Raw genomic sequence first — 20220 nt, 5'->3', positions numbered from 1 at the left:
TACCGATTGGGTCCCGTGCTCAACCGATGATCGGTCGGGCCTCGGCGAGTTCGTAGCGGCGGTGCCGGTCGCGGAAGGCCAGGGCCGTCACGAAGGTGACCGGCCCGATCCGTCCGGCCACCATCAGCACCGCCATCAGGTACTGGTTCCAGGGCGCGAGATCGGGGGTGATACCGGTGGAGAGCCCCACCACGCCGAACGCGGACACCACCTCGAAGAGCACCTCCATGAGGGAGTACCGGGTGGCGTACAGCATGACCAACGTGCTGGCGGCGACCACCGTCGCGGACAGGAAGACCAGGCTCAGGGCCTGGCGGATCACGTCGTAGGGAAGCTGACGACCGAAGACGTGCACGCGGTCGTGCGCGCGGACCTCGGCCAGCACCACCAGGAAGATGACCGCGAGGGTGGCGACCTTGATCCCGCCCGCCGTCCCGGCGCTGCCGTTGCCGACGAACATCAGCATGATGGTCAGCAGCAGGGTGGAGTCCTGCATCTCGCCGGTGGGCACGGAGTTCAGTCCGCCGCTGCGCGGCATCACCCCGGCGAAGACGCCGTCGGTGACCCTGGCCCACCAGTGCAGCTGCCCGAGGGTGTTGGGGTTGTTCCACTCCATCGTGGTGACCAGCAGCGCTCCCACCACGAAGAGCAGGCTGGTGGTGGCGACGGTGAGCTTGGTGTGCAGGGTCCAGCGGTGCGGCGTGCGCAGCTGGCGGCGCAGCTCCAGCAGCACGGGGAAGCCGATGCCGCCGAGGATCGAGGAGAGCGCGATGGGGAAGAGGACGAGCGCGTCTCCGGAGAACCGGACGAAGCTGTCGGGGTACAGGGACATCCCGGCGTTGTTGAACGACGAGACGGCGTGGAAGACGCCGGAGTAGACCGCTTGGCCGAGGGTGAGGTCGTAGCCCAGCCACATGCGGGGGGTGATCAGGAGGAAGGTGATCGCCTGGCAGACCAGGAAGATCGTCAGGACCCGGCTCACCAGGCCGCGCACGTCCCCGACCCACAGGGTGCGCATCTCGGCCTGCACGTTGAGCTGCATCCGGAGCCCGAACCGGTGGATCACGGCGGTTCCCAGCAGCGAGGCCAGGGTCATGATGCCCATGCCGCCCGCCTGCATCAGCGCCAGCACCACGCCCTGGCCGAACCCGCTCAGGTCGTCACCGATCGAGACGACGCTGAGACCGCAGACCGCGAGCGCCGAGGTCGCAGTGAAGAAGGCCTGCTCGAAGGGGAGCCCGCGGCCGTCCGTCGTCGCCCACGGGGTGCTGAGGAGCAGGGCACCGACCAGATCCACGGTCACGAACATCAGCAGGAAGACCCGCGCGGGCTTGAGCCAGGCGCGGGGCTCCCGGCTGACGTGCCGTTCGGTGGCCGGGTTCCGGTTCCGTACTGCTCCCCGCAGCGAGAACACGCCGCGTGCGAACCATCGCAGCGCCCTGGGGCGACGGCGTGCGGGCGGTCGGTTCACCGTTGACGTGGCTGGTGGTCGGGGCTGCGTGACACGGGCTCTCCTCGCTCGGGGACCCGAACAATTCTGCCAAAGCCACGCGGTCCGGGCACGCCGCCCCACCGCGAGGAGCGGGAGCCCCTCAGGGGTGCCGGGCGCCCTCGTGGTCGGCGTGGCCCGGCGGCTCCAGTTGGAGGGTGGAGTGTTCGACGTCGAAGTGCCCGGTCAGACACTCGTGCAGTTCGTCGAGCATCCTTCCGGAGTCCCTCAGGTCGTCCTCGGAGACCACCACGTGCGCGGACATCACGGGGACACCCGAGGTGATGGTCCAGGCGTGCAGGTCGTGCACGTCGATGACGGCCGGGTGACCCATGAGGTGCGCACGGACCTCGCTCAGGTCCATGCCCTTGGGCGTGGCCTCCAGCAGGATGTGCACGGCCTCCTTCAGCAGCGCCCACGCGCGGGGCACGATGATCGCGGCGATGCCCAGGGAGACCAGGGTGTCCGCCTGCTGCCAGCCGGTGAGCCACACGATCAGGCCGCCCACGATCACGCCGACCGAGGCCAGAGCGTCGCTCATGACCTCCAGGTAGGCGCCCTTGACATTGAGGCTCTCCTTGGCGCCCGAGCGCAGGACGAGCAGCGCCACGATGTTCATGACCAGGCCGAAGGCGGCAACGACCACCATGCCGAGCCCGGACACCTCGGCGGGTTCGCTGAGTCGCTTGACCGCCTCCATCACGATGAACCCGCACAGGGCGAACAGCACGATCGCGTTGACGGCGGCGGCGAGGATCTCGGCCCGTTGGAAACCGAAGGTGCGCTTGCTGGTCGCGGGGCGCGCGGCGATCCACACGGCGGCCAGTGCCAGGGCGATCCCGAAGGAGTCGGTGACGGTGTGTCCGGCGTCCGCGAGCAGGGCGAGGCTGCCGCTGAACACGGCGCCGGTGACCTGAACGACGGCGACGACGAGCATCAATCCCAGGACCAGTGCCAACCTCCTGCTGTTGGCGGCCCCGGCGGTGATCGGGCCGTGGTCGTGTCCCGCGCCCATGGGTTCCCTCCTCGGTTCGGCGAGCGGTGGCGTCGCCACGCGTCGCGGTGGTCTGCTGCGGTGGGCCCGCGTGATGGGTGGGCCCGGGTGTCCCGGCCAACAGTTCAGCCTTCACTGTTTATACAGCGATGACTGTCTATACAGCAAACGGTGTACAATGATTTTCATGTTGACCTCCGAGCAGCGCCTCTCCGCGATCCAGCGTCTCGGCCGCGCCCTGTCCGACCCCACGCGGTGCCGCCTCCTCCTGGCCCTGCTGGAGGGGGCTGACTATCCGGCCGGACTCGCCGACCGGCTCGGCCTCACCCGGCAGAACGTCTCCAACCACCTCGCCTGCCTGCGCGACTGCGGACTCGTCCGGACACAGGCGCGCGGACGCCAGGTCAGCTACGAACTCGTCGACGCGTCCCTGGCCCACGCGCTGGAGGACCTCCTCGGTGTCGTCTGGGGCACCACGCAGCCCCACGTGACCCTGGACTCCCAGGGGGAACCAGGGGAACAGGCGCCGGTCGTCTGAGTCACCGCGCCGCGCCGTCGCTCGTCCCCGGTTCGCCGGGCGGGCGCGGCGCACTCCGGCGAGTTTCGGGGGGCCGGAAATGACCATGTGATGTCCGTTACGGGAACCCGTGCGTTCTGAGTGCACGAACACACACTTCGGGATGGGTGACCCCCGACTTTTCGCAGGCGTCCCTAACTTTGGTCGGACGGGACCCTGACAGAAGGCTGACATGTCCCTGAGAGATCCCTGAACTCCCTTGTTCCGCTCAACTTCCGATATAACGCGACGTATGGTGAGTGGTGCGCCCGGCGGATGCGCAGCCCCTCGCGGGCCCCGTACCAGGCGGACGAACACCCCGCATCCCCCACACCCACGTCCTCGCGGATCGGCACCGAGACCGCACCGGTGAGCGCGCGCTCGACAACGAACGCCGCACACCCGGGTCCGGCCGTCCCACACACGGCGAGCTAGGAGCGAGCACCTCTCATGTCCAGACAGGCCCCAACGGCCCTCCGCGCGGAACAACCCCCGACTCGGGGCTCCGCCCACCCGGCGGAAGGGACGAACGCGTGAACCGGCTTTCGGTCATGTCGCTCGGCAACCGGGCGCTGGTCCTCCTCATCACCTTGGCCGTTCTGCTCTTCGGCGTCCTCGCGGCGATGTCGTCCAAGCGTGAGCTCTTCCCCGAGATGTCCCTGCCGATGGTGATGGTCTCCGCCCAGTACCAGGGCGCCACACCGCAGGTGGTCGAGGGACAGGTCACCGAGCCCCTCGAACAGGCCCTCCAGGGCGTGGAGGGGGTCGACACCATCACCTCGACCTCCACCACCGGGTCCGCGCAGATCATGGCGGAGTTCGACTACGACCGCGATCAGGACGCCCTGGTCCGCGAGACCCAGGTCGCCGTCGACCAGATCTCCGGTCTGCTCCCCGACGACGCCTCCACCTCCGTCATGGCCCTGAGCATGGACATGATGCCGGTGATGATGCTCGCCGCCAGCTCCGAGAACGGCGACGAGCAGTCGATGGCCGCGTCCATCGAGAACGTGCTCATCCCGGAACTGGAGTCGGTCCCGGGCGTGCGCTCGGCCAACCTGTCCGGCGTCCCCGACCAGCGCGTCGAGGTCACCCCGGACGAGGACGAGCTCTCCGACGCCGGGATCAGCACCCAGGACCTGGCCGACGCCCTGGAGTCCAGCGGCCTGCTCATGGCGGGCGGCAGCATCGACGAGGACGGCCGCAGCCTGAGCGTCACCACCGGTGACCAGCTCACCAGCCTCGACGACATCGAGGACGTGTGGGTGCAGCCCTCCCAGGGCGCGGACCCGTCCGCGGCCATGCCGGGCGCCCCGCCGGCCCCGGCGCCCTCTCCCGTGCAGATCTCCGAGGTCGCCGACGTCGAGATGGTGACCGAGGACGCCTCCTCCATCGCCCGCCTGGACGGCAACCCCAGCGTCGCGCTCATGGTCATGGCGACGCCGGACGGCAACACCGTCGAGATCTCCGACGGCGTCCAGGACGTCCTCGACCAGCAGTCCGACCTGCTCGGCGACGACATCGACCTGGCCGTCGTCTTCGACCAGGCTCCGTTCATCAACGACTCGATCACGGACATGTTCGAGGCCGGGGCCTACGGCCTGGCCGCCTCGGTCATCGTGATCCTGGTCTTCATGCTGTCCATCCGCTCCACCCTGGTGGTGGCGGTGTCCATCCCGGTGTCGGTCCTGGCGGCCTTCGTCGGCATGCAGGTGTTCGGGTTCACCCTGAACATGCTCACCCTGGCCGCGATCACCATCGCGATCGGCCGGGTGGTGGACGACTCCATCGTGGTGTTGGAGAACATCCGCAGACACATGGACTACGGCAAGGAGCGGATGACCGCCGTCAAGGACGGTGTCCGTGAGGTCGCCACCGCCGTGGCCTCCTCGTCCTTCGCCACCATCGCCGTGTTCCTCCCGCTGGCCTTCGTCGGCGGCATGGTCGGTGAGATCTTCATGCCGTTCGCGGTGACCAGCAGCCTGGCCCTGGCCGGTTCCCTGCTCGTCGCCCTGACCATCACCCCGGTCCTGTGCTACTGGTTCCTGCGGCCCGCCGAGGTCGGGGACTCCAGCCGCGAGGAGATCGAGCACGCGGCCTACCAGCGCGAGATGCGCACCCCGCTCCAGCGCGCCTACCTGCCCGTCATCCGGTGGATCACCACCAAGCGGAAGGTGGCCACGGTGGTCACGCTCGCCGCCTCGGTGGCGATCTTCGGCGGTACCGCCGTGATGGCCGCCAACTCCGAGACGGACTGGCTGGGCGAGGCCGAGGAGAACACCTACACGGTCATCCAGGAGCTCGAACCGGGCATGTCCCTGGAGGCCGCCGACGCCGAGGCCGTCAAGGTCGAGGAAGCCCTGGCCGGAATGGCCTGGATCGAGACCTACCAGGTCAACATCGGCGGCAACCCGATGATGGGCGGGGGCGGCGACCAGATCGACTACACGATCACCGCCGACCCCGACACCGACCAGCTCCGCAACCGCGACGTCCTGCGGGACACCTTCGACGACCTCGACACCGAGTACCCGCCGCGCATGGACTCCACGGGCGGCATGGGCGGCTCGGGCATCGAGGTCCGTGTGACCGCCGAAGACCAGGACACCCTGGTCGAGGCGGCCGGGATGATCGAGGACGAACTCCGCGGCATCGACGGCGCGGACGACGTCACCAGCGGCATCTCCCAGTCGCAGCCCGCGCTGGAGGTGCACGTCGACGGTGAGGAGGCCGCCGAGTACGGCCTCAACGAGAGCGTGGTCGGCCAGACCGTCTCCGCCGCCTTCAACGGCCGCGACGTCGGTGACGCCACCATCGAGCACATCCGCCGCGACGTCGTCGTCCTGGTCCAGGACGCGCCGGGCACCGTGGCCGAGCTCGAGGAGCTGCCGATCACCACGCCCACCGGCGAGGAGATCGAACTCGGCGACGTCGCCGAGGTCACCGAGGTCGAGCAGCCGCCGGAGCTGACCCGCATCGACGGTGTCACCAGCACCACGGTGTCGGCCAACCCCACGGCCTCCGACCTCGGGGCGGTCAGCGTCGAGATCACCCAGGCGCTGGACGGGATCGACCTGCCCTCGGGTGCCACCGCCAGCCTCGGCGGTGTCAGCCAGGACCAGACCGAGGGCTTCGCGCAGCTGGGTCTGGCACTGCTCGCCGCGGTCATCATCTGCTACCTGATCATGGTCGCGACGTTCAAGAGCCTGATGCAGCCGCTCATGCTGCTCGTCTCGGTCCCGTTCGCCGCCACCGGTTCTCTGGGCCTGCTGATGCTGACCGGCACGCCGATCGGCGCCGCCGCCCTGATCGGCATGCTGATGCTCATCGGCATCGTGATCACCAACGCCATCGTGCTGATGGACCTGATCAACCAGAACCGGAAGAAGGGGATGGGCCTCAGCGAGGCCATCGTCGAGGGCTCGCGACACCGCCTGCGCCCCATCCTGATGACCGCGGTCGGCACCATCGCCGCGCTCGTCCCGATGGCCACGGGTCTGGCGGGCGGCGGAGCCTTCGTCTCCGCCCCGGTCGCCCTCGTGGTGATCGGTGGTCTGGTCACCTCGACCCTGCTCACCCTGATCCTGGTCCCGGTCCTCTACCAGCTGGTGGAGGTGCGCCGCCAGCGGCGCGAGGCCAGGTCGGCCGAGCGTCAGGAGCGGCGCCGCGCCAAGCGGCGTGCCCGGGCGGAGGCCGGGGAGGCGAGCGACGGCACCACGGCCGACGGTGAGGCCGGTGACGTCCCGCGGGACCAGGACACCGCCACCGGAGGAACCAGCGGGAGCTAGCTCCACCGGTACGGCACCAACAGGAGGGTGCCCCGCACGAGGCTCGTGCGGGGCACCCTCCTCGCGTTCGGCGGCACCGGACCGGGCCCGTGAGCGTGGGGAACGCGGGGGCCCCGAGACTGCCGGAGGACCGCAAAGCCCTGTGGATCAAGGGATCCAGGGCCCTTCCTCTGTGTCACCGGTATGTCGATTTGTGCTATCCGCCCAGTCCAGGCAGGCTTCCCCCCATGGATGATTCGAAGAAGAGCCTGGATGACCTCGTTCGCGACGAGCTCGGAGACGAGCCCTCCCAGGAGGCCAAGGACTACGCGCGCGAACTGTACGAGCGCTACCGGCTGCCCGCCACGGACACCGGTGTGACCACCGAGGACCCCAAGGGGACCGTACCGACCACGGCTGACGACTAGGACAGCACACGCCCCCGGCACGGCGACGCACGGACCTCACGACCGGGAACGCCCAGCTCCGGAACCGCACCGGCTCCTCAGCCGGACCGATCGGACTCCTGGTCGTCGCCGTCCCACACCAGCTCGAACCACACCTGACGGCCCCGGCCGTCGTGGCGTGGTTCGGTCCCCCACTTACTGGCGAGCGCCTCCACCAGATCCAGACCCCGGCCGTGTTCGGCCGTGTCGTAGGGATCGCGGTGCTGGGGCGTGGGCGCCTCCGTCGTGCTGCCCAGGTCACGGACCTCCACCCGGGCCCACCCGGGCGCGTGCCGCACGCACACCTCGAACTTCCCGGTGGCGCGGCCCGAGTCGCTGTGGGTGATGGCGTTGGTGGCCAGCTCGCTGGTCAACAGCGTCGCCGTGGTGACCTCCGGTGAGACCGCCAGCTGCCGCGCGACGAACCTGCGCGCGTAGGCGATCTGGCTGGCCAGACCGGGGAAGCGCCGACGCACGGGACGGCCCTCTGCGGGGGATCGGGACGGGGTACTGCTGGACTCTTTCATGGGACTGGCCGGGCGTTGGGGACGGTGGAGAGGGGCCGACGCCGTCGGGAGCGGGTGCGCGGGCACTGGTCGAGGGGCTGCGGTCTCACACAAGTGGGTTCACTCCCCGAGGATGTGTGTTCGCGGGCAGGGCCGGACTGGCGCCTGGCCCTGGACGCGTCCATGCCCGGAACGGGTCACGGCGCGGGATGCAGACACGGGGCGAAGCCCCCGGGAGCAGGGAGGGACACGGCTCGGTGCCGCTGGGGACGCGGCACGAGGGCGGCGGCATGCGATGGGGGAGAAGCCGCGGGGCTTCACACGGGACGGTGGCGAGGCCGAAGGGCTGGCCGTGGAGGGTGGTCATGTGTGGTGTGGGGTGTGCCCTACGACACTGAAGGGCCTAATCGCGCTCAGCATACGCTCCGTGCCTCCTTGACGACCCAGCCGACCTGGTCCGGACAGGGTAACCCCCTCTGAACTGCCCAAAGAGGGTTCCGGTCGAGTGGGTGGGCCTGATGGGGGTCGGATATCGGCGGGGATACGCGCCGCTGCGGCGGTTCAAGGTCGAATAACGATTTGGTGAAGACCTCCCGAAATTTGCCGCTTGCCTCGGTCTTGCGCGTGGCTCGGATCACCCGAGAGGGTAGGAGGCATGGCTTCGCCCACCCCCGACCCCCTGCCTGTCGGCCTCGGCGTCGAGATCGACCGCGCCGTCCGACTCACGGACGAGGGCCACGTCCTCGTCGGCGGTTCACCGCCCGGAGCCCTGCGCCTGCCGCCCGAAGGTGTCAGCGCGGTCATCCGCTGGCTCAGCGGAGCCATGCCCGCCCACCACGGTGAACGCCGGATCGCACGTGCGCTGGTGGACGCCGGGTTGGCCCACCCCCGGCCCGCGTCGGCGGCCCCTGTTCCCGGTGTGCAGGTCGCCGTGGTCGGGGCCGAACGCCACCTCGAACTGGAGGCCACCCTGGACGGGCTCCGGCAGGAGCACCCGGACCTGAGGCCGGTGGTGGTCGGCGCCACCTCTCTGGGCGCCCAGGTGGCCCGCGCCCGGGGCCTGCACGTGGTGCCCGGACCCCTGGACGGCGCCGAGGCCCGGGCGGTCGCGCTCAGGGTCTGCGACGCCCCGGTGGTCGCCCTGGTGGACGCCGGGACCCGGCCCGCGCCCGGCTGGCTGGTCACCGCCCTCGGTCACTTCGCCGACCCGGGTGTAGCGGCGGTGGTGCCCAGGGTCCTCGCCGAACGGGTGCGGAGCGGCCCCCGGGGGATGTTCGTCGCCTCCCTCAGCGCACTCCACGCCGACAGGGGACCCGACCCCGCGCCGATCCTGCCCTGGGGACACGGCCTCGGCCGACCCGCGCCCACCCACGGCCCGGCCGCGTCGCCGGAGCCGGTGCCCGCCCTGTTGGTGCGGCGGGGCCTGGCCGAACCGGACCCCTCCCTCGGTACGACGGCCGACGTGGACCTGCTGTGGCGACTGGCCGAGCGGGGATGGACGGTCCGGTACGAGCCCCGGTCGCGGGTGCGCACGGCGCCGCTCACGGACCTGCGCTCCCATCTGCTCTCCCGGTTCGAGGCCGGGGCCGCGGCCGGGCCGCTGACGCGCAGGCACGGGCGGGGTGTGGCCGGTCCCGAGCTGCCGCTGTCCGGAGTGGTCGGCCTGGGCCTGGCCCTGTCCGGCCGTCCGCTGGCCGGCCTGGCGGTGTGCGCGCTCGGGGGAGCCGCGACCGCACGCGAACTGGTACGGGAGGCCGGGGTCCCGGCCAGGGACACGGTGCGGCCGGTGGCCGTGGACCTGGCGCACACGGTGCGCACCGGAGCACGGTTCGCGCGGACGGCCCACTGGCCGCTCGTCGCGGCGGTGGCCGTCAGCGGCGCGGTGGTCTGGGCCCGTGAACGCCCGAGCCGTGCGGACACGCCCCCGGGGATCCGGCGTCCGCCCGGTTCCGGCAGGGGAGCGCGGCCGGGGAAGCGGGCGCTGATCGCCGCCGCGGTGCTGACCGTTCCTCACCTGGTGTCCTGGCGGCGCCGCCACGGTGTGGCCCCGGTGGGGCCACTGGCGTGGACGGGTCTGTCCGTCGCCGGTGACGCGGCGCGCTCGCTGGGCACCTGGTGGGGTGCGGTGCGGTCCGGTTCTCCGGCCCCGCTGGTACCGCGTGTCCGTCCTCCGGTGTTGGCCACGTCACTCGAATCCGTGCAGGTGGCAGAGGGTGTCGAGGGTGCTGTTCGTAAGACCGCGTCAGGGGTGGTGCTTAGTCGATGTTAACGCGTGTCACCTACGGTGACGAATTCGGGGGCCGCGGGGAGGAGCGGAGATCGCCGGAGATCGCCATTTTCGTGACTGAGGGTAATATGCCCGCGTGCTGGTTCGGTCTTGGTCGACGCGCGGAGGGGGATCGTTTCCGGCATGTTGCGAACGTCGACCGATCGGGTGACGAAACGTCTTCGGGGGCGGTTTTCTGTAAACGTCGTTTACGTGATCCGTGTTTGCGTCTCCCCTTTGTCCAGGTCAATGCCACCCTGTGACGCAATGGAGTTGGAGTGCTGCGTTGCGTGTCAAACTTGACAATTGCATGCGAACTTGCTGCCCAAATTGCCACCGTTGTCCTTTCTTGATGTGGTGGTTACCAGCAAGTGTCTAGTGATCCCCCAGAATCTTGACATTCCGGTCACTGACCGTGAACTGGAATCCAGTGTGTTTCGGCGGTCACTGGGGGTGATCCCCGCGGTGTCGGCAGAGCTTGGGCGCTTACCCGGACTAACCGATCGGAGCCCACGAACCCTGCCCGGCCCGTGTCACTCCCCGTGCTGGTGACTCACAACAGATCAAGACAGGTCAAGCGCCGGGCTCGGCTGTGAGGTTCGGAGATAGTTTTGGGCAAGTTCCTGGCCAGACGGCTGCTGAACTACGTCGTGCTGATTTTCATCGCGACGAGTTTCGCGTACGTGCTCGCGGCCACCAATCTTCAACCGCGCGTCTACTTCGAGCAGATGCAGCCACCGCCGCCGCCCGAGGTGGTCAACACCCAGCTGGACTCGCTGAACCTCAACGACCAGACGCCGCTCGCCCAGCGCTACGTGACCTGGATCAGCGGGGTCCTCACCGGTGACTTCGGAAAGAACATCCAGGGCGGCGACGTCACCGCCCAGATGTGGCTGAAGGCCGGTGTCACCCTGCGGCTGATCACCGTCGCCACCCTCCTCGGCAGCGCCCTGGGCATCGCGATCGGTGCCTACGCCGCGGTACGCCAGTACCGGTTCTTCGACAAGGCCGCCACCGGCGCCTCCTTCTTCGTGCTCTCGATTCCCACGGTCGTGATCGCGATCGTCATCCAGGTCCTCGCGGTGGCGATCAACGACGGGCTCGGATTCACCTTCCTGAAGTACGTGGGCGAGTACTCGGCGGGTTTCCAGGGCAACCTCTGGGAGACCCTCCTCAACCGCGTGCACCACGCGATCCTGCCGACCCTCGTGCTCGCGCTCGCCCTGTTCGCGGCCTTCGCCCGCTACCAGCGCAACATGATGCTGGACGTGCTGGGCTCGGACTTCGTGCGCACGGCGATGGCCAAGGGGCTCACCCGGAGGAAGGCGCTGTTCAAGCACGCCCTGCGGACGGCCCTGATCCCCACCATCACGTACTTCACCTTCACCTTCGGCGCCCTGGTCTCCGGGTCGACCTTCACCGAGAAGATCTACGGATGGCACGGCATGGGCGCCTGGCTCATCGACTCCATCGCGCGACAGGACGTGCACGTGGTCGCGGCGGTCTCCTGGTTCATGGCCGTCACCATCATGGCGGCGTCGTTCCTCTCGGACATCCTCTACGCCTGGCTCGACCCGAGGGTCCGGGTGTGACGATGCCGAACCGCCACGCCACCAGCACCAGCGAGCCCTTCCCGGACGCCACCGCAGCAGCCATGTTGGAGACCACGCCATGACCACCACCACCGAGACGCCCCAGGACGTCCCCACCTCGCCGCCCGCGCCCAGCCGGCTCAAGGACATCGCCCGGCAGCTCATCTCCACCCGGCGCGTCATCGTCGGCATCGTGATCCTCGTGCTGCTGATCGTCCTGTCCCTGATCGGGCCCGTGATCAGCCCGTGGAACGTCGGGGAGCGCGACTACGGGGCCCTGCTCAAGGGCATCTCACCCGACCACTGGTTCGGCACCAACCGGACCGGGCTGGACATCTTCACCCAGACCACCGCCGGTCTGCAGAAGTCTCTGCTCATCGGTCTCCTCGTGGCCGCGATCTCCACGGTGATGGCCGCCCTCATCGGCGCCTTCGCGGGCTACTTCGGCGGACTGACCGACCGCGCCCTCACCTGGACCGCCGACCTGGCCCTGGTCCTGCCCAGCTTCGTCATTCTCGCGATCCTGTCCCGACACTTCGTCGGCCAGGGCGGCTGGCTCATCCTGGTCATCCTGCTGGCGGCCTTCAGCTGGATGGTCACCTCCAAGATGGTCCGGGGACTGACCATCTCCCTGCGTGAACGCGAGTACATCCACGCCGCCCGCTTCATGGGCGTACCCCCCTACAAGATCATCCTGCGGCACATCCTGCCGAACATGTCGTCGCTGCTCATCGCCGACGCGACGATCATGGTCAGCACCGCGATCATCGGCGAGACCGCGCTGAGCTACTTCGGTCTGGGTGTGCAGTCGCCCGACGTCAGCCTCGGTGTGGTCATCGCTGACGGAGCGTCCTTCGCCACCACCGCGCCCTGGGTCTTCGTCTTCCCCACGGCTCTGCTGGTGCTGCTGGTCCTGGCCGTCAACATGATCGGGGACGGGCTGCGCGACGCCCTCGACCCCACCGCCAAGTCGCGTCGGTCCTAGTAGGGGAAGGCCCACCAATGAGCACCGAGACCATCGCGGACACGGAGTCCGAGAACACCGCCAACACGGGGTCGACCCCCGTCCTGGAGGTCACCGACCTCACGGTCACCTTCCGTGGCTTCAACAACAATCCCGACGTCAAGGCCGTGCGAGGCGTCAGCTACGCGGTCAGCCGCGGCGAGGTACTGGGCATCGTCGGCGAGTCCGGCTCCGGCAAGTCCGTCTCCTCGATGGCCGCCATGGGGCTGCTCCCCGAACACGCCGAGATCACCGGGTCCGTGCGCCTGCACGGTGAGGAGCTCCTGGGCAAGTCCGACAAGGAGATGGCCCGCATCCGCGGCAAGGTCATCTCGATGGTCTTCCAGGACCCGCTGTCCGGCCTGACCCCCGTGTACACGGTGGGCGACCAGCTGGCCGAGGCCGTCATGGTCCACAACCCCAGGGGAGGCAAGGACAAGGCGCGCCGCCGAGCCGTGGAACTCCTCGACCTGGTCGGCATCCCCAACGCCGAGGACCGCTACCGCTCCTTCCCGCACGAGTTCTCCGGCGGTATGCGCCAGCGCGTCATGATCGCCATGGCCATGGCCAACGACCCCGACGTGATCATCTGCGACGAGCCCACCACGGCCCTCGACGTCACCATCCAGGCGCAGATCCTCAACCTCCTGCGCACGGCACAGCAGGAGACCGGCGCGGCGATCGTCATGATCACGCACGACCTCGGCGTCGTCGCCGGGTTCGTCGACCGCCTCCTGGTCATGTACGCGGGGCGGCCGGTGGAGATCGGCACCGTCGACGAGATCTACTACAACAGCCGCATGCCCTACACCATGGGCCTGCTCGGTGCCGTGCCCCGCATGGACCTGGAGGACCAGGGGGCGCTGGTCCCGATCAAGGGCACTCCGCCCTCGCTCACGGACCTGCCGCCCGGATGCCCCTTCGCCCCCAGGTGCCCCATCGCGCAGGACGAGTGCGAGGCCGCCGAACCGGACCTGCTCATGATCGGGTCCAGGCACGACTTCGACGACGACCACGTCCGCGTCGAGGACACCGGGGTCCAGCGGGCCGCGTGCATCCGCTCCGGCGAGATCGACGCCAACGACTGGACCGCCAAGGACATCTACCCCGTTCCCGAGATCCCCGAGTTCGAGGTCTCGTCCGAGCGGCGCGAGGACCTGCCCGAGGTCCTGCGGGTCCGGGACCTGATCAAGCACCACCCCCTCATGAAGGGCGCGGTCTTCAAGCGCCGCGTCGGCACCGTGTTCGCGGTGGACGGCCTCGACTTCGACATCCGGGAGGGGGAGACCCTGGCGCTGGTGGGGGAGTCCGGCTGCGGGAAGTCCTCCACCCTCATGGAGATCCTGGGCCTGGAGAAGCCCCAGCGGGGCAGCGTCGAGGTCATGGGCAGGGACGTCTCCAAGCTGTCCCGCACGGAGCGGTTCGCACTGCGCCGTGACATGCAGATCGTGTTCCAGGACCCGATGAGCTCCCTGGATCCGCGCATGCCGGTGTTCGACATCATCGCCGAGCCGCTGCGCACCCACAGGGTCCCGTCCCGGGAGGTCACCGCGCGCGTCTACGAGCTGCTCCAGCTCGTCGGACTCAACACCGAACACGCCACCCGGTTCCCGGCGGAGTTCTCCGGCGGTCAGCGCCAGCGCATCGGCATCGCGCGAGCCCTGGCCCTGGAACCCAAGCTCCTGGTGCTCGACGAGCCGGTCTCCGCCCTGGACGTGTCCATCCAGGCGGGTGTGATCAACCTGCTGGAGGAACTCCAGGCCAAGCTCGGGCTCGCCTACCTGTTCGTGGCGCACGACCTGTCCGTGGTCCGGCACATCGCCGACCGGGTGGCGGTCATGTACCTCGGGAAGATCGTGGAGCTGGGCGACACCGGGTCGGTCTACAGGCACCCGAGCCACCCGTACACCCAGGCCCTGCTGTCCGCCATCCCCGTCCCCGACCCGGAACGCGAGCGGGCACGCACGCACATCGTTCTGGAAGGCGATCTGCCCAGCCCCGCCAACCCGCCCACGGGTTGCAGCTTCCGGACGAGGTGCCAGAAGTTCATCACTCTCTCGGAGTCCGACCAGGAGACGTGCATGAGCGCCGAACCGGCGATCCTGCCGACCAACGGAGGAGACCAGGCCTCAGCCTGCCACTTCTCGGAGCGGCAGGCGGGTCTTGCCTGACCCACGGTTCACCAAAGGCAAGGCCGACGCCGCCCCGCGCGCCGGTCAGACCACCCCTAGGAGGAAGATCCCCATGCGTATCGGGAAGGCGCGTTATCTCGCGCCCGTGGCCGCACTGGTGCTGCTCGCCAGCGCCTGCGCGAGTGATGATGGTCAGAGCGAGGACGACGCCCGCGAGGAGCAGGCCTCCCTCGCCGCTGAGGACCTCAACCCGGCGGACCGCGACGACCTCCAGGACGGGGGTGACTTCGTCTGGGCTCTGAGTGAGTACGAAGAGCAGCACAACATGAACCACGTGCAGGGCAACAAGGGCGACGTCCGTCGTGTCATCGCCGCCGTCATGCCGTCGGCGAGCCGCTACGACGCCGAGGGCGGGTTCGCCCCCAACGAGGACTACGTCCTCGAGTACGGCGTGAGCGACGACGGCCTGGAGGTCGACTACACGCTGAACCCGGACGCCGTCTGGTCCGACGGCGAGCCGATCACCTGGGAGGACTACGAGGCCACCGTCATCACCCGCAAGGGCGATCGTGACGGGGACTTCGAGATCCTCTCGACCACCGGCTACGAGTGGATCGACGAGATCGTCCAGGGCGACGACGAGCACTCCTTCACCCTGAAGATGAAGGAGCCCTACGGCGAGTGGCCGACCCTGTTCTCCCCCCTGTACCCCAAGGAGTACATGGAGGACGAGGAGCTCTTCGCCGACGGCTACAACAAGGACATCCCCGTCACCGCCGGTCCCTTCGGTGACGTGGAGTTCGACGACGTCGCCTCCCGCATCACCGTCCACAAGAACGAGGACTGGTGGGGTGACGAGGCCAAGCTCGACCGCATCATCTTCGCGGGCCTCGACACCAGCGCCCAGGCCGGTGCCTTCGCCAACGGTGAAGTCGACGGCTTCTACCTCGGCTACGATGCCGCCGGCTATGAGCGCGTCAAGGACATGGAGGGCGACGGCGCCTACTTCACCCGCGCCGTCAACCACGGCCACCGCTTCACCGCGCTGAACGGCTCCAGCCCGCGTCTCGAGGACAAGCGCGTCCGTCAGGCCATCGCCATGACCCTGGACCGCGACACCATGGCCGAGGTCGCGCTCGGCGCCGTCGACTGGCCCATCACGGGCGAGGTCAACCGCCTCCTCCGTTCCAGCCAGAACGGCTACCAGGACAACAGCGGCGACCTGGGCGACCGCGACCTCGACCGCGCCGCCGAGCTGCTCGACGAGGCCGGCTGGACCCTGGAAGAGGGTGAGGAGATCCGGACCAACGAGGACGGCGAGACCCTCACCCTGGCCTACGTGGCCTCCGAGGGCATGGACCTGGCCGTCGACGAGGGCGAGATGGCGCAGCAGATGCTCGCCGAGGTCGGTATCGAGGTCGACGTCCAGCAGGTGCCCGCGAACGCGCTCTTCTCCGAGTACGTCACCCCCGGCAACTACGAGATGGTCACCTACGTCCTCGTGGGAACCTCCCCGTTCTCCTCCACCACCAAGGGCAACTACGGCATGCCGCTGGACGAGGACGGCGAGGACTGGGGCGCCAACAACAGCAAGCACTCCACCCCGGAGATCGAGGAGCTCTTCGACGAGCTCGCGATCGAGACCGACCCCGAGCGCTACGCCGAGATCGCCAACGAGATCGACGCGCTGCTGTGGGACGAGGTCGTCACCATCCCGCTGTTCGAGCGTCCCGGCCTCTACGTGGTCAACGAGGATCTGCACAACTGGGGCGAGTACGGCCTGGCGGCCGACTACGTGTACGAGGACATCGGCTGGGCCAAGGAGGACTAGCGCCACCCCAGGGTGACGTGCCTCCACGGGGCGTCCCCGGTGTCGCACCGGGCACCGGGGAGCCCCTCGCGGCCACGGTGAGTGATCGCGAGGCGTGACAGTGAGGGCGTCGGCCCCCGTCGGACGGGGGCCGACGCCCTTCGTCGTGCTCGCACGGGGCGGGACCGCGCGGGCGGTGTGTTCGGTGTCTCCTCCCGCCTGAGAGAATCGTCGAAGCCCGACACCTCCCCTCCCCCCGCCCCGCTCTTTGGAAAGTTCCAGATGCGACTCCACCCTCTCGCCGCCGCCTGCCTGGCGGCTCTGTTGTGTGTGGCCCTCACCTCCTGCTCCCGGCAGGAGGAGGACACGGACGACACCCTCGAACCCCCCGTCGGTGCCGCCGTGGACCCCGACACCGGAGAGGCGGACGAGTCCAGCCCGCCCCCGGAGACGCCCGAGGAGGAGTGGCCCTTCGGCACCCCCGTCGGCTGGGCGGACCAGCCCATGGTGCTGGCCGGCCCGGTGGACGAGGACGAGGCGGACGGGGACCCCGGAGACGACGCGGAGGCCTCGGCCGACGAGGAGGACCCCGACTCCGAGGACGCGGAGGGCTCCGCGGAGGACGCCCCGGTCGAACACCCCGGAGTGACCGGAGGAGCGGCCGGCGAGACCGTGACCGCGACCGACGCCGACCAGCTCGCCGAGTACCTGGAGGCCGAGGAGCCCCTCGTGGTGGAGGTGGAGGGCGAGATCGACCTCGACGGCACCGTCCGGATCGCCTCCGACAAGACCCTCCTCGGTGTGGGGGAGGGCGCCGAGCTCACCGGCGGCGGTCTGACCGTGGACGGCGCCGACAACGTCATCCTCGCCAACCTGGGCATGGTCTCCACGGGCCCCGCCATCACCCTCAGGGGAGGAGCCCACCACGTGTGGGTGGACGGTTCCACCTTCTCCGGTGGCGAGGACGACTCCCTGATCTCCGTGACCGACGGCGCCGACCACGTCACCCTCTCGTGGAACCACTTCACCGAGGCCGAGTCCGCGGTCACCGTGGGAGGCGACGACGACGAGCCCGGCGCGCTGCGGGTCACCGTGCACCACAACTTCTTCGACGGCACCTCCGAACGTCACCCCCGTGCCCGCAACGCCGAGCACGTCCACGTGTTCAACAACTACTTCCGCGCCAACCCGGAGTACGGCGTCCAGTCCTCGCACGGCTCGCAGGTGCTGGTCGAGGGCAACTACTTCGAGAACACCCCGGTCTCCGTGTCCGCCGAGCCCGACGAACCGGGCAACGTGGTCACCCGCGACAACCTGCTGGTCGACTCCGACCAGCCCGAGCCGCGCGGTACCGTGCCCGACCCGCCCTACGCCTACGAACTCGACGACACCGTCAACGTTCCCGAGCTGGTGATGAGCCGGGCCGGAACCGACTGACCGCCGCCCGCGAACAGCGGCGGGACACCTCCTAGATCCCCACGGGGTGGTAGTCGTAGGTCTCACCGAACCCGTCCGGGGCGGTGTAGCTGAGTCTTCGCGGGTGGCCGCCCTCGTCCACCCAGAAGTCGAACCGGGCCTCGGGGACCGGGACCAGGCTGTTGCGACCGGGCTCGGACAGGTATTCGCCCGCCTCCGTCGCGAAGGTCCCCCCGTACCGGTAGGCGGTGTGCGTGCTGGCCCCGACCCCGCGGGTGCTCTCGGGGAGCTCGATCTCCTCCGAACCCACCAGTTCCAGGTCCGTCGCGGTCTCCACCAGGTCCTCCAGGACGCCGAGGACGAACTCCTCCGAACACAGGCGGCGGTCGGCCTCCGTGGGCTGGGTCAGCACGGTCATGCCGGGCAGGCCCTTCTCCGCGGTCATCATGAATCCGGTGCCGGGCAGGTCGTAGCGGTAGACCCGTACCCCCTCGGACGACTCGAAGTAGTGCTCGAAGGCGGTGTCGGAGCCGGGCTCGTGGCGGGCCCACCCCTGGGCGGGCTCCTCACCCTCCACGGTCCGCGTGTAACTCACATGGAGGGCGGGGGCGTCCCGCACCTCCTGGACGGCCGACTCCAGGAACACCTCCGGGTCCGAGGGGTCGGCGTCCACGGCCCGCACCAGCGGTGACTCCACCCCGCCCGGGTCCGCCAACGGTGGCACCGCGGCCTCCACGTCCAGCGTCAGCCGGGCCACGCTCCAACCACTGGCGACCACCGCCAGACTGGCCACGGCCACCAACAGGCTCAGCAGCCAGTTGGGCTTTCCGGGGACGTCCTCCAGCTCCTGCTCCGTGGACGGCATCGACGTCGACACTGACAACGCCTCGATTCTGCGGCTCGACGATCGGGGGGTACCGCTTACGCGGAGTACGACGCAGTAACTCACCGCTCCGTTCGGGGGTCGGGCGAACATCATCGCTGTCACCACCGACGAACGGGCGGCCCGCCACGGGCCCCGGAGCGGGGTACGCGGGGCCCGGCGCCGCCGACCTGTCGGCCCCACCGTGCGGCCCCGGACGCGTTCGACCAGGGTGCGCCGGGGGCCGGTCCCGTGCGGCCGGGTCCGTGACGTGTGCGCCCAGGGGGCGGGCGCAGCCACGGTACGCACCCGTTCGGTGTCCGCATGTGGCCGTGACCGCCCGCGCGAACCTGCGCCGAGAACGGCCTAGCCCAACCGCCGGGGATGGCGCTCGATCCGACGGATGGCCCGCCAGACCCCGGCCGTGCGTTCCGGCGTCCCGGACCAGCCCCGTTCGGTGAGCGCCCCCATCACCCGGCGCAGGAACCCGGCCGGGCGGGCGCACAGGTCGAACACGCCGATCGGGATCACGATCCACTCGGCCTCCTCCATGGCCCGGTACCGCAGTCGGTCGCGGGCACGGTCGATCGGAAGGGAGTGGTGCTCCGCGCTGTCGTACTCCACGGCCACCCGGTACGCGGGCCAACCCAGGTCGACCCTGAAGTCGCCCTCCATGGTGGAGACCGGACACTGCGGAACGGCCCTGGGCAGGTCCACCTGGTGCAACAGGACCCGGGTCCAGCTCTCGGCGGGCGACTGGCTGCGCCCGTCGGCGAGCCCCAGCGCCCGCCTCAGTTGCCGCTGGGACCTTCGGGGGTGGACCAGGGCGGCGGCCCGCAACAGCTCCTCCGAGGTGAGGCGCAGGGCGAGGAAGCGGTCCAGGGCCGCGGTCGCGGCGTACAGGGAGGTCGACTGCACCGCCACGTCCAGCGCGGTCCTTGCCCGTGTGGTCACCCGCACCCCGTGCACCCGGGTGCGCTCGGCCTCCGGTAGGCGCTCACGGTGCGCGATGACCCCGGCCCGAGCAGCGCCCCCGACCCCCGGAGGTACCGCCACATGCAGCCGGTTGCGGGTCACGGAGGTGCCCTGCGGGTGCAGATCGACTCCCCACACGTAGGCGGCCGTTCGACCGAAGGCCACCGCGTCCGGGGACAGTTGGGCCAGGACGGGGCGCAGCGTGCGCAGGAGGAGGTCGTGGTCGGGCGGCGGCCCCGTCAGCGGGGAGGGTCGTCGCGGCGGGGGTTCCATACGGCGTGGCCCGGGTCGGGGCACGGGGCGGGGGAGCGGGAAGAGCGGGGAACAACCAGAGGGAGCACGGCGGTCTCGCTTCATGCCTCCAGGTTCGGCCGCCGGACCACCCCGGACAAGCCCCGATCCGAAT

At 69.7% G+C, this 20220-nt stretch carries 14 protein-coding genes; 9 read left to right on the top strand and 5 right to left on the bottom strand.

Annotated elements, in window-relative coordinates; all coding sequences use genetic code 11:
• Positions 1–19: 19 nt before the first annotated feature.
• Positions 20–1309: a TrkH family potassium uptake protein gene (locus BDW27_RS02095; RefSeq protein WP_233515606.1), complete on the bottom strand. Its 1290-nt coding sequence runs from the start codon at positions 1307–1309 to the stop codon at positions 20–22.
• A gap of 283 nt (positions 1310–1592) precedes the next feature.
• Positions 1593–2504, bottom strand: a complete 912-nt coding sequence (locus BDW27_RS02090) for a cation diffusion facilitator family transporter (RefSeq protein WP_110047989.1) — start codon at positions 2502–2504, stop codon at positions 1593–1595.
• Between the two features lie 166 nt (positions 2505–2670).
• Between BDW27_RS02090 and BDW27_RS02085 the strand changes: the two genes are divergently transcribed.
• The 3 genes from BDW27_RS02085 to BDW27_RS02075 all read left to right on the top strand — a co-directional run bounded on the left by BDW27_RS02085 (position 2671) and on the right by BDW27_RS02075 (position 7234).
• The gene (locus tag BDW27_RS02085) at positions 2671–3021 is read left to right on the top strand and encodes a metalloregulator ArsR/SmtB family transcription factor (protein ID WP_017543727.1); all 351 of its coding nucleotides are present in this window, start codon (positions 2671–2673) and stop codon (positions 3019–3021) included.
• 569 nt (positions 3022–3590) lie between these two features.
• The gene (locus tag BDW27_RS02080; RefSeq protein WP_199560524.1) at positions 3591–6827 is read left to right on the top strand and encodes an efflux RND transporter permease subunit; all 3237 of its coding nucleotides are present in this window, start codon (positions 3591–3593) and stop codon (positions 6825–6827) included.
• A 227-nt stretch (positions 6828–7054) separates the two neighbouring features.
• Positions 7055–7234, top strand: coding sequence for a hypothetical protein (locus tag BDW27_RS02075; RefSeq protein ID WP_110047987.1), 180 nt, complete (start codon positions 7055–7057; stop codon positions 7232–7234).
• A 77-nt stretch (positions 7235–7311) separates the two neighbouring features.
• Here the strand turns inward: BDW27_RS02075 and BDW27_RS02070 are convergent, their stop codons facing one another.
• Positions 7312–7779, bottom strand: a complete 468-nt coding sequence (locus tag BDW27_RS02070; RefSeq protein WP_199560516.1) for an ATP-binding protein — start codon at positions 7777–7779, stop codon at positions 7312–7314.
• A 634-nt stretch (positions 7780–8413) separates the two neighbouring features.
• On the opposite strand from BDW27_RS02070, the gene BDW27_RS02065 reads away from it, so the two are divergent.
• The 6 genes from BDW27_RS02065 (at position 8414) to BDW27_RS02040 (ending at position 17998) form a co-directional block, all read left to right on the top strand.
• On the top strand, positions 8414–10027 hold the full coding sequence (locus tag BDW27_RS02065; RefSeq protein WP_110047985.1) for a glycosyltransferase: 1614 nt from the start codon (positions 8414–8416) through the stop codon (positions 10025–10027).
• A gap of 608 nt (positions 10028–10635) precedes the next feature.
• Positions 10636–11616, top strand: a complete 981-nt coding sequence (locus tag BDW27_RS02060) for an ABC transporter permease (RefSeq protein ID WP_017543732.1) — start codon at positions 10636–10638, stop codon at positions 11614–11616.
• A gap of 79 nt (positions 11617–11695) precedes the next feature.
• A complete protein-coding gene (locus BDW27_RS02055) occupies positions 11696–12601 on the top strand; it encodes an ABC transporter permease (RefSeq protein ID WP_017543733.1) in 906 nt (301 codons plus the stop codon).
• Positions 12602–12618: 17 nt separating this feature from the next.
• Entirely contained in the window at positions 12619–14790 is a 2172-nt protein-coding gene (locus tag BDW27_RS02050; protein ID WP_110047984.1) for an ABC transporter ATP-binding protein, read from the top strand.
• Positions 14791–14863: 73 nt separating this feature from the next.
• The gene (locus tag BDW27_RS02045) at positions 14864–16582 is read left to right on the top strand and encodes an ABC transporter family substrate-binding protein (protein ID WP_026129096.1); all 1719 of its coding nucleotides are present in this window, start codon (positions 14864–14866) and stop codon (positions 16580–16582) included.
• A gap of 261 nt (positions 16583–16843) precedes the next feature.
• Positions 16844–17998, top strand: coding sequence for a polysaccharide lyase family 1 protein (locus tag BDW27_RS02040; RefSeq protein ID WP_110047983.1), 1155 nt, complete (start codon positions 16844–16846; stop codon positions 17996–17998).
• Between the two features lie 31 nt (positions 17999–18029).
• On the opposite strand, the gene BDW27_RS02035 is transcribed toward BDW27_RS02040, so the two are convergent.
• Together BDW27_RS02035 and BDW27_RS02030 are read right to left on the bottom strand one after the other, a co-directional pair.
• Positions 18030–18854, bottom strand: a complete 825-nt coding sequence (locus tag BDW27_RS02035) for a hypothetical protein (protein ID WP_370446409.1) — start codon at positions 18852–18854, stop codon at positions 18030–18032.
• A gap of 351 nt (positions 18855–19205) precedes the next feature.
• Positions 19206–20087, bottom strand: a complete 882-nt coding sequence (locus tag BDW27_RS02030) for an endonuclease domain-containing protein (protein WP_233515595.1) — start codon at positions 20085–20087, stop codon at positions 19206–19208.
• Positions 20088–20220 lie beyond the last annotated feature (133 nt).

It is taken from the genome of Nocardiopsis sp. L17-MgMaSL7 (assembly GCF_003182025.1).
In the GTDB taxonomy this organism is placed as follows: Bacteria; Actinomycetota; Actinomycetes; order Streptosporangiales; family Streptosporangiaceae; genus Nocardiopsis; species Nocardiopsis prasina.
Note: the sequence above shows the minus strand (reverse complement) of the source record. Positions and strands in the feature narration are given on the sequence as shown.